The following is a 15,838-nucleotide window of genomic DNA, read 5'->3' as shown; positions in this document are numbered from 1 at the left end:
GTTTTACGAATGGCAGCTAATTTTGATTCAAAAGAGTACCTAGGTAAAGTCGATGCTTGGTGGCGCGCAGCCAACTATATTTCAGTTGCGCAGATGTATTTAAAGGACAATCCATTATTAAGAAAACCACTTGAAAAAGAAGACGTGAAGGCTCATCCAATCGGTCACTGGGGAACGATCGCAGGACAGAACTTCCTTTACGCTCACTTAAACCGAGCAATCAATAAATACGATTTGAATATGTTTTATATCGAAGGTCCAGGTCACGGTGGTCAAGTGATGGTGTCTAACTCATACATCGATGGCAGCTATACCGAGATTTATCCTGAGATCACTGAAGATGAAGACGGATTGAAAAAATTATGCAAAATGTTCTCATTCCCAGGCGGGATCGCTTCCCATGCTGCACCAGAAACACCTGGTTCGATTCATGAAGGCGGCGAGCTTGGCTATGCCTTGTCTCATGCGACCGGTGCGATTTTAGACAATCCAGACGTGATCGCAGCGACAGTCGTAGGTGACGGAGAAGCTGAAACTGGTCCATTGGCTGGCGGCTGGTTCTCAAATGTATTCATCAACCCAGTAAACGATGGGGCAGTATTACCGATCGTTTATCTAAATGGCGGAAAAATTTCTAACCCAACAATCCTATCTCGCAAGAGCGATGAAGATTTACAAAAATACTTTGAAGGCTTAGGCTGGAAACCTTATTTTGTAGAAGGTACAGACCCTGAAAAGGTTCACCCAGTAATGGCTGAAACCTTAGACAAGGTTATTACAGAGATCAAAACGATCCAAGCAGAAGCACGTAAAGGCAAAGCGGAAGATGCTGCGATGCCGCAATGGCCGGTTATCTTGTTCCGTACGCCAAAAGGCTGGACAGGTCCGAAAACGTGGGATGGCGAACAATTAGAAGGAACCTTCCGTGCACACCAAGTGCCAATCCCAGTCGGTTCAGAAGACATGGAACATGCGGATAAATTAGTAGAGTGGTTGAAATCATACCGCCCAGAAGAATTATTCGACGAAAACGGCAAGATCATTGCTGAGTTGAAAGAAATTTCACCAAAAGGCGATCACCGTATGTCAACGAATCCGATCACAAATGGCGGAATCGATCCACAACCAATGAAGATGCCTGATTGGAAGCAATATGCTATTGATACGACCACACCAGGTGCGGTGATGGCTCAAGATATGATCATCTTTGGTCAGCAGGCGCGGGATATGATTACTGAAAATCCGACGAACTTCCGGATTTTTGGACCAGATGAAACAAAATCCAATCGATTGAACAAAGTATTTGATGTGACGAATCGTCAATGGATGGAACCAAAAAACAGTACGGATGAATGGCAATCTTCTGTTGGCCGTGTAATCGATGGCCAATTATCTGAGCACCAAGCGGAAGGCTTTTTAGAAGGCTATGTATTGACTGGACGCCACGGCTTCTTTGCCAGCTACGAATCATTCTTGCGTGTTGTTGATTCAATGTTGACGCAGCATTTCAAATGGATGCGTAAAGCTAGTGCTCACGCATGGCATAAGGAATACCCAGCGTTGAACTTGATCGCCACTTCAACAGTATTCCAGCAAGACCATAACGGCTATACACACCAAGATCCAGGCGTATTGACACACTTGGCTGAGAAGAAACCGGAATTTATCCGCGAATACCTGCCAGCTGATGCCAACAGCTTGATGGCGGTAATGGATAAAGCAATGCAGGACAAGCAAGTAATCAACTTGATCGTTTCAAGTAAACACCCGCGTCCGCAATTCTATTCAGCTGATGAAGCAGAAGAGTTGGTAGAAAAAGGATTGAAGATCATTGATTGGGCAAGTACAGATAATGGAGACGAACCAGATCTTGTGATCGCAGCAGCTGGTACGGAACCGAACCTTGAAGCTTTAGCGGCGGTATCAATCTTGAATAATCAGTTCCCTGATTTGAAGATCCGCTTCGTCAACGTGGTAGACATCTTGAAACTACGTCATCCTGATATTGATCCTCGTGGTCTGACAGACGAAGAGTTCGATGCGATCTTTACTGCGGATAAACCAATTGTCTTTGCTTTCCATGGCTATGAAGGTATGGTGCGCGACATCTTCTTCGATCGTCACAACCACAACCTGCATATTCACGGCTATCGTGAAAATGGAGATATTACGACACCGTTTGATATGCGTGTATTCAGCGAATTGGATCGCTTCCACTTGGCACAAGATGCTGCTAACGCAGTGTATGCTAAGGAAGCAGAAGCATTCTCTGCTCAAATGGATGAAACATTAGCAAAACACCATGACTTTATTCGCACAGAAGGACAGGACATTCCAGAGGTTGAGAATTGGAAATGGGAAGCATTAAAACGTAAAGAATATCATTTCAGTTAAGCTGACAAGAGAAAAGGAACCGAGACATTTATATGTCTCGGTTCCTTTTTTGCGAATAAACGGCGAGAGTGGGCTTCTTTGAAAATCAGACGCCTTTTTTTGTCCCGCTATTTTTTAATTAATGCAATTGTTTCTTCCGAAATTCTTTTGGTGAGATGCCTTCTTTTCTTTTAAAGATATAACTAAAATAATTAGGGTCGTTATAACCGATTTCTGCTGCAATGTTCGACAGCTTCCAATCGGTTTCTCTGAGCAATCGTTTGGCTTCGTTCAATCGCTGCTCAGTCAGAAATTCAATAAACGTTTTTCCAAGGGCCTGAGAAAAAATCGTACTAAAATGAGAACTGCTTAGATTAATATGGGCAGCCACACTGCCTAAGGATAATTCCGTATCAGAAAAATGCTGTTTAATGTAGAGAGTCGCTTGATCCAAGAGATCGCGATATTGTCCCATCCGTTCATCGATAATGGTTCTTTTTAAAAAGCTTAGGATTTGGTTCAGGTAATTTCTAAACAGCATGGGCTCTGAAATGATGGCAGATGCTTTTGTTGGTGACGCTACAGCGAAGGTTTCCTTCACTTGACCATTCTTTTCCTCAGCTAACTGATTCAGCTCATTGAGCAGGATCAGGCGAAACAGCAAAGAATTTTCATCTTTGTCTGTTTTTTCAAGCAGTTCTTCAACGAGTAAAGGGATGTCTTGATTGCTGATCTGGTCGATTTTTTCCTGCAGGTGAATCACTTCCTCGTACTTATTCAATTTCCGATCAAAGTCTTGGTAATGCAGGATTGTTTGCTTTGTCTGGATCAGAGAATATTCCAATAGATTTTTAGCTGTCTCGTAGCTTTTTTGGATCTCACTGATCCGACCAACGGGATTTCCAACTGCGACAACAAGTTTGGATTCCTCAGTATTCAGGTCGGTATACAGTGTGACAGCTACTTGATCCGCTTTGCGCAGGATCTCCTCCTCATCTGTATGAAAGAGCAGAATCTTGATGAAGCGGGAGGAGAGACATGAAAAAAGCATATTCTCATCTTCTTCGAATCGCTCAGCCATTTCTCCTCGAAAGCGCTCATAATCAGCAAAATTTTTGTTGATATGGTTAGCAATCAGCAGGACGAGAAATTTTTTCCCCGCAATTTGTCTATTCAGCTGCCGCGCTTCTTCGATCGCCTCTGATAAGGTGGATTGATTCCCAAACACCGTGTTCAAATACAGATTTTTTTGTACGTCAAAGGAGTAAGAATCCACGACTGCCGGCGTTTTTTTCTGTTCTAAGCGGGAGACCGCCTTTTTCAGACTGTCTGCTAATTCTTCAGGCTTGATCGGCTTTAGCAGGTATTCAGTGACCTGCAGGTGGATAGCAGCCTTGGCATAGGTGAACTCGTCAAAGCCGCTGATAAAAATGATTTGGATATCCGGCAGAGTTTGTCTAACCTCCTGTGAAAGCTCAATGCCAGTCATGAAGGGCATCCGAATATCTGTCAGCAGAATATCTGGGCGCAGCTCAAGAATCATAGACAGTGCGACTTCACCATCCTCGGCTTCCCCAACGACCTCGATCGGTATTTTTTCGGAAAGCTGTATTAAATTTCGTTTTAACGATTCACGAATGAGATATTCATCTTCGGCAATAAAGACCTTATACATGTTCTGAGACTCCTTTTTGCATAGTTGGGATAATCACGTGGACGGTGGTGCCGGTTTCTACAATACTAGTGATCTCGATTTTTGCTTGCTTCCCATAATAGAGCAGCAGCCGCTTGTTGACGTTAAATAGCCCATAACCTTCTTTAAAATCTGTATCGACCCCTTCCTTCAGTTCTTCATTGATTTCCTTTAATTTCTCCGCCGGAATGCCTTTTCCATTGTCAATAATATAGAAATGGATATAATCGTGATCATCTAAAAAGGCTTGAACAATGATTTTCCCTGTTCGGCGAACGAGTTTCGTCCCGTGATAGACCGCATTTTCAATCAGCGGCTGCAGGATCATTTTTAACATGGAATAATTTTTTATTTTCTCCTCAACTTCGATCGAATAGGTCAGTGCATCGCCATAACGGATTTGTAAAATGATGAGATAATCACTGATGTGCTTGATTTCCTTTTCAACTGGAATCCAATCCTGTCCTTGACTTAAGGATATTCTGAAAAAGTCGGAGAGGGCATAGGTCATTTCTTTGACCTTCTCGCTTTCTCCCATCTCGGCTAGCACTAAAATTGCATCCAGACTATTATAGATAAAATGCGGCGTGATCTGGGCTTGCAGGACACGTACTTCACTTTGTGCGAGATTGTATTGCTTCAAGGCATTTTCTTCTAGCAGTACCACCAAGTTATCTGCCATGTCATTCATGCTGGTGCTTAGTTTGCGCAGCTCATTGCCTGGCAAGGTGGTGATCCGATAGTTGAGCTTCCCGTCAGATAAGGAATCCGCCATATTGATCATTTCCTCCATCGGCTGCTGAATCTGCTGGATCAAGCGTTTGTTGGTGTTCCTTGAAAAGAAGATGATAATGACAATGATCGCAGCTTCGATCACGGAAAGAATGATGATTGAGTGCCGGACTTGCTGGCTATGGTTGGCTGCCAGCTTAATCTCAACATTGACAAAATCTTGGAGAATGTCATGGACTAAATTGGTTGCGGACTCGACATGGACCATCAGTTCTTGATTTTCGTCGAAGGGTGTATTTGTTTCAATGTTCTTCACGATTTTCTCTAGATAATTGTTTACATTGTCCAGAGACCGATTGACGATATTCAAGGTCGCACGTTCTTGCGAGCTTTGGGTATTTTTTTTAATTTGGCTGATTTCCTTCTTGATCCGATTGACACTATTGCTTTTTTCGAACTCTGCTGGAGTCAACTGGCCATAGGTGAGGCTCCATGCCTCCTCCATGATCTTTTCTTCCACTTCATTAGCGATTCGGTTAGCTTCAGAGATATTTCCGACACTGCGCTCGTAAGCAAAGAGGTAGCGCGTGTAGATCAAGATGCTGATGATCAAGGGCACGATCGATAGGACCAGCATCAGCCAGCTGATACGTTGAAGGAGTGATTTGATAGTTGTCTGTTTTTTCATCAGCTGCCTCCTAATAATTTCTTGGCGGAATCGTTGATAGAGAGTTTTGATCAGAAAAAACAGTATCCGATACATAGATGTCTTCTGAGATTGTTTTGCCAGCAAAATAACGCTTTACAGTATTGGCGACAAGCTCCCCCATAAAAGGATTGCACTCTACAACACAATTGATTTTACGCTGCTTCAGCAGATCGATCATTTCTTTTTGGGCATCGATGCTCACGATCACGAATTTGTTTTCGAGCTTATGCTCCTCCAACGCGTCCAGCGCTCCAAGTGTCATCTCATCGTTGTGAGAGTAAAGAACGTCAATTCCCTCCAGTTTTCCTGCGTCGATGGCTTTAGAAAATTCTTCCTTTGCCTTCAGACGAATAAAATCCCCTGTGATCGTTTGAGTGATTTGAATACGCGGATCACGACCAACCGTTTCAGTAAATCCGTCATGGCGGAGTCTGGTCGGAGAGGTATTCTCTGTCCCTTTAATCTCGAAAACATCGATCGCTTCTTTTTCCATTTTTTGAAAATGGTTCGTTACATAGAGGCCGGCTCTTCCGCCTTGTGCCTTGAAGCTGGACCCAATGTGAGTCAAAAAGAGATCCGATCTATTTGTAGCAATATTTCGATCAACGATGATTACCGGAATCTTGGCCTCCTTGGCTTCTTCTAAAATGGGCTCCCAGCCGTTTTCTTGGATCGGAGAAAGGATGATCAAATCTACTTGGTAGGCGATGAAGGTCATCACATCCTGAAATTGCTGTTTTGGATCAGAGAAGCTATTGCGATACATCACCTGGTAATTTTGTTTTTCCAGTTCATCGGTAATGGATTGATTTTGGACCTTCCGCCAGTTGCTTTCTGTGCCGGCTTGAGCGAAGCCGATCGTGATTTCTCTAGGGGCTTCTGCCGATTCTTCCTTTTGACACCCTGTAAGCAGGAGACAAAAACAAATCAGAAGAATCACTTTGATTTTTTTCACTCGATCCCTCCTTTCCTTCATTATATAGCGCTTCCACACTTTATTCTAACATGTCCGATCATTTCAAAAGAAAGTCAAGAATCAACCAAAAAAATCCAAGAAAACGTCTCGATTAAAAAAATCTCCCGCTTTTTTTCAAGAAACTAGAAAAAAATATCAATGAAAGCGTTTGCCGCAAAACGTACACTGTATCTATCAAATATGTTTTGGAGGGAAAGATATGAAACGAGGGTTCAAAAAAATGTTAGTTGCCGCAGTTGCATTAGTGGCGCTATCAACATTAGCTGCTTGCGGCAAAGGAAGTGCTTCTGGAGGAGATAAGGGCTATGTCGGAGTCTCAATGCCGACAAAATCGGCTGAACGGTGGATCGCTGATGGGAACAATATCGTGAAGCAATTGAAAAAGAAAGGCTACAAAACCGATTTACAGTATGGAGAAGACAAAGTAGAGAACCAAGTCGCTCAAATCGAAAACATGATCACGAAGGGTGTGGATACATTAGTCATTGCTTCTATTGATGGCTCAGCATTAACAGATGTATTGGAAAAAGCGCATCAGGCAGATATCAAAGTCATCGCCTATGACCGTTTATTGATGAATTCAAAATATGTCGATTATTATGCAACCTTCGATAATTTTAGCGTGGGTGTGTTACAGGCTTCTTATATCGAGGAAAAACTAGGGCTGAAAGAAGGCAAGGGACCTTACAATATCGAACTATTTGGCGGCTCGCCGGATGATAATAATGCACTGATCAATTATAACGGGGTCATGTCTGTCTTCAAGCCGTATTTTGACAGCAAACAGTTAACCGTTCCTTCTGGGCAAACGAAATTCAACCAAATCGCGACACTGCGTTGGGATGGCTCAACAGCCCAATCACGGATGGATAATTTGTTAAGTGCTAACTATACAGACAAGAAATTAGATGCTGTTCTGTCACCCTATGATCCAATCAGTCTAGGAATCATTTCTTCATTAAAAGGCGTGGGCTATGGCTCAGGAGACAAACCACTGCCAGTTATCACTGGACAAGACGCGACAGTTGCCGGTGTGAAGTCAATCATCGCTGGAGAACAAACGGAAACCATTTTCAAAGATACACGAATTTTAGCAGATAACACTGTAGAGATGATTGAAGCAATCCACGACGATAAAAAAGTTCCTGTTAATGACAAGGAAACTTATGACAATGGTGAAAAAGTAGTTCCGACGTATTTAGCCAAACCAGTCTCTGTCGATAAGGAAAACTACAAACAAGAACTGATCGATACAAAATACTACAAAGAAAAAGATTTGAACGAATAGAACAGGACGAGAAAAGTATGAGAGCTGATCATACTTTTCTCGATCCTCTTAATAAGGAAGTGGAGAAATGGCCGATTATATTTTAGAAATGAAAAACATCATCAAGGAATTCTCCGGTGTTCGTGCCTTAGATGACGTAAATCTGAGTATCAAACGAGGAGAGATCCACGCGCTGTGCGGTGAAAATGGTGCTGGAAAGTCGACCCTGATGAATGTTCTAAGCGGGTTGTATTCCTATGGCAATTATTCAGGCGATATTATTTATGACGGTGAGACTTGTCAGTTCAAGGGACTGCGAGACAGTGAGGACAAAGGAATTGTAATCATTCATCAGGAATTAGCGTTAAGTCCGTATCTGTCTATCAAAGAAAACATTTTTTTAGGAAATGAACAAACAAAACACGGCATCATTGATTGGAATCTGACTGAACGAAAAACAGAGAACCTGTTAAAAACAGTAGGCTTAAAAATCAATCCAAATATCCTCGTTTCTCAAATCGGTGTGGGGCATCAGCAATTAGTTGAAATTGCAAAGGCCTTTTCTAAAAATGTCCGTCTGCTCATTCTAGACGAGCCCACCGCTGCCTTGAATGAAGAAGAAAGCGCAAATTTGCTTGAATTGATCAAGGAATTTCGCAATCAAGGAATCACGTCCATCATCATTTCCCATAAATTAAATGAGATCGTTGATGTGGCTGATCGCATTACTATTTTACGTGATGGGCAAACCATTGAGACCCTAGAAAATGAAGACATCAATGAAGAACGAATCATCAAAGGGATGGTAGGGCGAGACCTCACCAATCGTTACCCGGATCGTCATCCGAATATTGGCGAAGTTTCCTTTGAGGTAAGGGATTGGACTGTCCATCACCCGATCGATACAGCGCGGGTAATGAACAATCACATCAACTTCACTATTCGACGGGGAGAAATTGTGGGTATCGCTGGATTGATGGGGGCAGGCAGAACAGAATTCGCCATGAGCATCTTCGGCAATTCATACGGCAGTAATATCAGCGGTGAAATTTATAAAGATGGAAAAGAGATAAAAATCAAAGATGTTTCTCAAGCCATACATAATGGATTAGCTTATGTTTCCGAGGACCGTAAAGCACTGGGCTTGAACTTATTAATGGATATTCGTGAAAATACAACGATTGCCAGCCTAGGGAAAATAAGCAAGAGCGGCATCCTGGATAAGGAAAAGGAAGTCACTGAAGCAGAGGAATACCGCAAGAAAATGCGGACCAAAGCCAATAATGTCTTTCAAAATGTCGGCAGCCTAAGCGGCGGGAATCAGCAAAAAGTTGTATTAGCGAAGTGGCTGATGACAGAACCAGATGTTCTTTTTCTAGACGAGCCGACTCGAGGAATCGATGTGGGAGCGAAATACGAGATTTATACCATTATTGAAGAAATGGCCGCACAAGGAAAATGTGTCTGCATCATCTCCTCAGAGCTGCCAGAAATCATCGGGATGTGTGACCGTATCTATACGATGAATGAGGGAACGATGACTGGCGAAGTGATGCGCGCAGATGCGGATCAAGAAACATTGATGAACTTGATGACGATGGAAGAGGAGGCAGTATCCTAATGGAGAATGCAACGAAGGGAAGTAAAGAAAGAGGCAGTATCAATATAAAAGAAAAGCTATTAGATATTTTTAGTAAATATAGTATGGTCATCATCTTGATCGCATTATTGTTCGCGTTTCAATTAATGACCGGCGGAATTTTTCTACGACCGCTGAATATCACAAATATCGTCTTGCAGAACAGTCATATTTTAGTTTTAGCGGCGGGAATGCTTTTAGTCGTATTGTTAGGATTCGTTGATTTATCAGTTGGATCGGTCATGGCTTTTGTCGGGGCAATCGCTGGGATGATGATGGTCAACAACCACATGAGTCCTTGGATCGCCGTGCCTGTTTGTCTGGCTATTGGCGCTTTGATCGGTGCTTGGCAAGGCTTTTGGGTCGCTTATGTAGGAATTCCCGCATTCATCGTTACCTTAGCCGGGTTATTGATGTTCCGAGGCCTGACACAAGTTGTTCTCGGTGGACAATCGTTAGCACCATTTCCTAGAGCGTTCCAAAAAATCTCAACAGGCTATCTGCCAGAGATCATGGTTTCTTCTTCAGGCATGCACTTTTTGACCCTTCTTTTAGGATTGGTCCTAGCTGTAGGTTTAGTTTTCTTCCAATGGAAGGCGCGAGAAAAACGTAAAAAGAATTTATTCGAAGTCCCTTCCATGAACGCCTTCATTTTCAAATCTATTTTGACTGTAGTGATCGTTTTAGGAATGAGCTATATCTTCGCGTCTTATCAAGGATTCCCGATCATCTTGATCATCTTAGGAGTGATCGTTGGTGTTTACGGATTTTTGACAAATAGTACGGTGGCGGGACGTCAGATTTATGCAACTGGTGGCAATCTTAAAGCCGCTCAGCTTTCCGGGATCAAAACGAAAAAAATCACCTTCTGGGTCTTTGTCAATATGGGAATGATGGCGGCGCTAGCTGGATTAATTCTAGCAGCTCGGTTAAATGCAGCGACACCGCAAGCCGGAACTTCTCTAGAGTTAGATGCGATGGCTTCAGTTTACTTCGGCGGAGCATCAACTTCAGGCGGTATCGGTACCATCACCGGGGCGATCGTCGGCGGCTTGGTAATGGGTGTACTGAATAATGGGATGTCGATCTTAGGAATCGGTGTAGACTGGCAGCAGGCAATCAAAGGCTTGATTTTACTGCTTGCCGTTGTACTAGATATTTATAATAAGAAACGCAAAATCTCATAAGGGGCGACAGTATGACTGAAGAAAAAGCAAAACGTATCCTACTCATTTGTACAGCAGGAATCACCTCCGGCCTGTTAGTAAAAAATATTCAAACAGCCGCAGATGAGCAGCAGATTCCCATTCGAGTCTACTCAGCTCCTGCGATTATCGCGGAACAAGCGATTCAAAATCAGCAAATTGACGGACTAATGATTGGTCCGCAATCAGAATATGAGGTGAACCGCCTGAAAGACTTTTTGAATTATAAGGCCGTCACCTACAAAATGATCAAAAAAGAAGATTATGAAACCTTGGATGGGGAGGCGGTGCTGGAGGATATTGTCGCAAGCTTCATGTGAAAGTAGAATTGATACTGTGTGTTGAATCTGTTCACAGCTAGTTATCTAACAAAAAAAAGACTAATTTTAACACCTGTGATTTAGCATTTTGCGATCACGGGTGTTATTTGTTTATATTTACTGAACAAGATTATATGAAATAAATCTCAATAATAATCTAAATGCTGGTACTAGTACCCAAAAGATCGAAAACGCTTTAATTATAATCAATAATAAGTTACTCTTCATATTGAAAATAAATAGATGGGGGTTCATCAAAATGGAGAGAAAAATTGTTGCGGTGACAGCTTGTGCGGCAGGGATCGCACATACCTACATGGCCGCGGAGTCACTAGAACAAGCAGCTAAACGAATGGGGTATGGGATCAAAGTTGAAACAAATGGAGCTATTGGAGCTGAAAATGTTTTAACAGCCGAGGATATCGAACAAGCAGACGTAGTCATTGTTGCTTCAGATATCAAAATCGATCCAATCCGTTTTACCGGTAAGCGACTTTTTGTGACAAAATCGATTCCAGCGATCGAAGATTCAGAGGCGCTGATCAATCAAGCATTTGAAGAGGCTCAGGTTTTTGGAAAAAAAGGTTCGAAGGTCGGAAAGATCCAAATAGGAAATGATAAGGAAAAAGTCAACTTCTTCACCCATATCATGAGCGGTATCTCTTACATGGTGCCGATGGTTATCGCAGCTGGTTTGATTTTAACAATTGCGAATTTGTATGCGTTTCAAAAAGATGATTTAGGTCGAATTGTTAATTGGGGTTTTGATAATAAAACACAGATGGGCTTTCTGATGTCTAAGCTGTTTTATGTGGGTCAAATTGGTTTCAAGCTGATGATCCCATTATTCGCCGGATTTGTGGCGAATTCGATTGCGGACAAGCCAGCAATTGCTCCAGCGATGATTGGTGCCTATCTTGTAAATGATCCAGAATTTCTTAATACAGAAGCTGGCGGCGGTTTTATTGGTGCGATTGTAGTAGCGTTTATTGTTGGATATCTTGTTAAGGGCTTGAAGAAAATCAAATGGCCAAGATTGCTGGTGCCTATTGTACCGATTATGATTATTCCATTTATCGCGACAGCTATTATTACGTTGATCGTCCTGTACATCATCGGTAATCCGATTGCTATTGGAATGGACGCGATGTATCAAGGGTTAACCAATCTAAACAATAACTATGCAGGGGCGCCGATCTTAATCGGGGCAATCTGTGGAGCGATGATTGGATTTGACTTGGGCGGACCAATCAATAAAACAGCCTTGGTATTTGGAACAGCGATTTTCACTGATACGTTGACAAAATATGGGATTGAGGGTGCGAATTTCGTTCCTGGAACAGCGACGCAAGCTGCTATTTCGGTTGCGCCTTTAGGGGTTTGGTTAGCGACGATCCTATTCAAAAAGAAATTCTCAAAAAATGAGAAGATCGCAGCCAGTGCAGCTTTTGGTATGGGGATCGTAGGTGTGACTGAAGGTGCCATTCCTTTTGTCGCGGCGGACCCAATTCGCATGATTTTCTCTAATGTGGTTGGATCTGCGGTTGCCGGAGGGTTAGCGGCAGCTACCGGATGCAAGTTTTACGGTGGGATCGGGTCGCCCTTAGGAACATTTATTGGTTATATTGAGCAGCCGGTTCCTTTTATCACATGGATTTTATGTGTAAGCGCGGGGATTTTGACAACAGCTTTATTGATTGGTTTCACACGAAAACAGGTAGTAGAAGATAGTATTGTGGAGCAAGAAGAGCAAGATCATTTAATGGAAACAGTAAACGAATAGGCAGGTAGAGGAAAAATGAACAGAGAAGTATTTAATCAAGACCATATATTGTTTGATGAAACATCGACTACTCAGGAGGAGGCTTTTAAAAGGATTGCTACATTTGCGTTTGATTCAGGCTTCGTCTCCGATGAGCAAGTATATTTTGAAGGGCTAAAAGCAAGAGAAAAAGAGGCGACGACAGGCTTCAAGGATCATATTGCAATCCCCCATTGCAAAAGCAGTGTAAACAAGAAACCAGGCTTATTTTTGATCAAATTCAGTCAGGAAATTCCTTGGAACGCATTGGATCAAAAGCCAGTCAAGGTGGCGTTCGGATTGACTATTCCTGAAGAAGGAGCGACCGAGCACTTAAAATTGCTAAGCTTGATCGCTAGAAAATTAATTGATAAAGACTTTCGCGACGGTGTCCTGCAGCAGGATGATCCGGCAGCGTTGACTGAAATCATTGATCAAATTGACTTTAAGTAACGAGTTAAGAAAGAATATTTTACGAGTAGGATGGCATTTATGCAAAGAAAAGTTCATGTAATACATCATACGCATTGGGATTTTGAATGGTATTTCACCACAAATGAATCGTTTGTTCAACTGGCTTATCATTTGGATGAAGTGATGCAGGCATTAGAAGAAGAGCAAATTGATTATTATTTGCTGGATGGTCAAATGAGTATTTTAGAGGATTATTTAACCAGTTTCCCGGAACAAGAAGAACGTTTAGCGCAATTAGTCAAAAGCGGTAAATTAGCTATCGGGCCATGGTACACCCAAACGGATGAGCTGATCGTTCGTGGCGAGTCAATCATCAGAAACTTAAATCTAGGGATGAAACTGGCTGAATCACTAGGTGGCTATATGAATATTGGTTACCTGCCGGATTCCTTTGGACAGAGCAAAGATATGCCAAAAATTTACAATGGATTTGGAATCCAGCAAGCTGTTTTTTGGCGAGGAGTGCCGAATGAGGTCACGACGAAGCGCGAATTTCATTGGAACGCGGAGGATGGCTCACGTGTTTTGACCTCAAATATAAAAAATGGTTATTTTGTGGGAGTTGGTTTGATTTATTCTGAGGACGCTGATTCACTAGTCGAAACGATTTCTGAGGGAGCTACTGGCGAGGACCTCGTATTACCAGTGGGCGGAGATCAACGATATATTGATTTCAATTTACGTGAACGGATAGAGGTATATAACCAAAAATTAAAAAATGTCGAGTTAATTGAGAGTAGTTACGATCGTTTTTTTGACGCAATCAGTGAGAATGAACTTTCGGTGGTCGAAGGCGAATTTATTTCTAGTTCTGTTTCAAAAATTCATCGTTCCATCTATTCCTCACGTTATGATCATAAATACTTAAACGACAAAGTTGAACGCAGAATGATCTATCAAGCAGAACCTTTAATGGTGATGGCGGAAAAATGTGGGATACCCTATAAAAAAGGATTACTAGATCGAATTTGGAAGCTGCTGAATAAGAATCACGCCCATGATTCAGCGGGAGGGTGCAATAGTGATAAGACCAATCAGATTATTACAGATCGCTTTGTAGAAGCAGATCAGCTTTCGTACTCATTAGTTGATTATCTGACTAGAAAAATTTCTGAATCGCGAATGAATCTATCCGAGAATGAGTTGATTGTCTTTAATACGCTGCCTTGGAAAAATAAAAAAGTAATGAAGTGTGAAGTTTCCACGCCATTTGCAGCTATCTCAATGGAGAAGGACGGAAGCATGGTTCCATTTGAACTGATAAGGACTCGAAAGGAGTTTTCCGGCTCCATTCGTCGAGAAGAAACGGATCAAGATCCGGCTAATTATTATTTTATTCATGAATTGCTAGTCGAAGTGGAAATCCCTGCCCTCAGCTTTGTGACCTATCAAGTAGTTGAGAATACGGTGCAGAACAATAAAGAGTCGTCGAAAAAGAGTTCGAGACACTCAATTGAAAACGCCGATTATCAAATCATTTTTGAGGCCGGCGAGTTGTCTTTAATAGATCGAAAAGAAGGAACGACCTACAAAAACTTTTTAGCATTTGAAGATAGCGGCGATGAAGGAGATACCTACGATTATTCGCCTCCTTATACAGATCATAGCTATCGGCTGGATTTAGCTGAAGCAAGCTGTGAAGCGACACAGAACACATTACGGTCTAAATTGGTCTTTAATGGTGAATGGAACATTGCCAAAGATATACAAGAACGTGAATGGAAAAAAAGAACACAAGTGATCCCGTATCAACTGACAATTGAACTGATGAAGAACAGTCATCAGATTCAATTTCATTTAGAGATCGAAAATCAGGCTAGCGATCATCGGATGAGGGTATTAATTGATACACCAAATAAAAATGATTTTTCGTATACAGATACCCCTTTCGGCACCATAAAAAGAGCGGTCGTGGATCGCCACATTGATGATTGGAGGGAATTGGGCTGGCGAGAGGAACCAACCGCGATTTTTCCGATGCTAACGTATGTTAACAGCCATACTCCGACATCCAGCTGGACGGTCTTCAGCAAGGGAATCAAAGAATATCAATTCGTAGGAGAAGACTTCCAGACGATTGCTTTGACACTGTTTCGCTCGGTTGGTTATCTGGGTCGTCCCGACCTGCTTAGACGTCCGGGGATAGCTTCAGGAAATGAGTTCAAGTATATTCCGACACCAGATAGTCAATTAAAGAAAAAACTGACCTTCAAGTTTGCACTTCAGCTGGATAAAAATTATCAGCCAGCCAAACTTAGCAAGGACTATTTAAATTACGCGATGAGCACTCCCTATTATCAGATTCAGGAGTTGAATCGTTTCACTACAACACTGAAATATTTTGTATCAAATCCTTTAAAAAATAAAGTGGCTGTGCAAGAGGGCATCGTCTTTGACAGCGACAAGCTGGTTTTCAGTTCATTGGTAAAAACGATGGATGAAGCCGGATTTGATATTCGCGTGTATAATCCAGATTTTTGCCAGGAAGTTAATGGCGAAATAATTAAAGGATCACATGAAATGAGCTATACATTTGTGGATCTTAAGGGCAATGCTGTTTCTTCAACAGAAAAAAATGATATTATTCCTCTAGGAACCTTTAAACCAGGAGAAATAAAGACGATCCATATCGTTGATTGAGGAGAAATC

The 15,838-nt window shown here is 42.1% G+C and carries 11 protein-coding genes; 8 read left to right on the top strand and 3 right to left on the bottom strand.

Annotated elements, in window-relative coordinates; genetic code table 11:
• Positions 1-9: 9 nt before the first annotated feature.
• Positions 10-2,394: a phosphoketolase family protein gene (locus JZO85_RS16815; protein WP_207109676.1), complete on the top strand. Its 2,385-nt coding sequence runs from the start codon at positions 10-12 to the stop codon at positions 2,392-2,394.
• Between the two features lie 118 nt (positions 2,395-2,512).
• On the opposite strand, the gene JZO85_RS16810 is transcribed toward JZO85_RS16815, so the two are convergent.
• Genes JZO85_RS16810 through JZO85_RS16800 form a run of 3 tightly spaced genes read right to left on the bottom strand, consistent with a single transcriptional unit; the run spans position 2,513 to position 6,462 of the window.
• Positions 2,513-4,048: a response regulator gene (locus JZO85_RS16810; protein WP_207109675.1), complete on the bottom strand. Its 1,536-nt coding sequence runs from the start codon at positions 4,046-4,048 to the stop codon at positions 2,513-2,515.
• Positions 4,041-5,486, bottom strand: a complete 1,446-nt coding sequence (locus tag JZO85_RS16805; RefSeq protein ID WP_207109674.1) for a sensor histidine kinase — start codon at positions 5,484-5,486, stop codon at positions 4,041-4,043. The genes JZO85_RS16810 and JZO85_RS16805 overlap by 8 nt, the downstream gene beginning before the upstream one ends.
• Before the next feature lie 10 nt (positions 5,487-5,496).
• Positions 5,497-6,462, bottom strand: a complete 966-nt coding sequence (locus JZO85_RS16800) for a substrate-binding domain-containing protein (RefSeq protein ID WP_207109673.1) — start codon at positions 6,460-6,462, stop codon at positions 5,497-5,499.
• Positions 6,463-6,682: 220 nt separating this feature from the next.
• On the opposite strand from JZO85_RS16800, the gene chvE reads away from it, so the two are divergent.
• The 7 genes from chvE (at position 6,683) to JZO85_RS16765 (ending at position 15,829) form a co-directional block, all read left to right on the top strand.
• Positions 6,683-7,771, top strand: coding sequence for a multiple monosaccharide ABC transporter substrate-binding protein (gene chvE, locus JZO85_RS16795; RefSeq protein WP_207109672.1), 1,089 nt, complete (start codon positions 6,683-6,685; stop codon positions 7,769-7,771).
• A gap of 67 nt (positions 7,772-7,838) precedes the next feature.
• Positions 7,839-9,371, top strand: coding sequence for a multiple monosaccharide ABC transporter ATP-binding protein (gene mmsA / locus JZO85_RS16790; RefSeq protein WP_207109671.1), 1,533 nt, complete (start codon positions 7,839-7,841; stop codon positions 9,369-9,371).
• Positions 9,371-10,576: a multiple monosaccharide ABC transporter permease gene (gene mmsB, locus JZO85_RS16785; protein ID WP_207109670.1), complete on the top strand. Its 1,206-nt coding sequence runs from the start codon at positions 9,371-9,373 to the stop codon at positions 10,574-10,576. Before mmsA ends, mmsB begins: the two co-directional genes overlap by 1 nt.
• Before the next feature lie 11 nt (positions 10,577-10,587).
• The gene (locus JZO85_RS16780; RefSeq protein ID WP_207109669.1) at positions 10,588-10,914 is read left to right on the top strand and encodes a PTS sugar transporter subunit IIB; all 327 of its coding nucleotides are present in this window, start codon (positions 10,588-10,590) and stop codon (positions 10,912-10,914) included.
• A 259-nt stretch (positions 10,915-11,173) separates the two neighbouring features.
• On the top strand, positions 11,174-12,697 hold the full coding sequence (locus JZO85_RS16775; RefSeq protein ID WP_207109668.1) for a PTS fructose transporter subunit IIC: 1,524 nt from the start codon (positions 11,174-11,176) through the stop codon (positions 12,695-12,697).
• A gap of 15 nt (positions 12,698-12,712) precedes the next feature.
• Entirely contained in the window at positions 12,713-13,168 is a 456-nt protein-coding gene (locus tag JZO85_RS16770) for a PTS sugar transporter subunit IIA (RefSeq protein WP_207109667.1), read from the top strand.
• 39 nt (positions 13,169-13,207) lie between these two features.
• Complete coding sequence (locus JZO85_RS16765) at positions 13,208-15,829, top strand: glycoside hydrolase family 38 N-terminal domain-containing protein (protein WP_207109666.1); 2,622 nt, start codon at positions 13,208-13,210, stop codon at positions 15,827-15,829.
• Positions 15,830-15,838 lie beyond the last annotated feature (9 nt).

Origin of the sequence: Candidatus Enterococcus murrayae (assembly GCF_017315985.1) — a bacterium.
Taxonomy (GTDB): Bacteria; Bacillota; Bacilli; order Lactobacillales; family Enterococcaceae; genus Enterococcus_A; species Enterococcus_A murrayae.
This window is presented reverse-complemented; position numbering and strand designations above follow the sequence as displayed.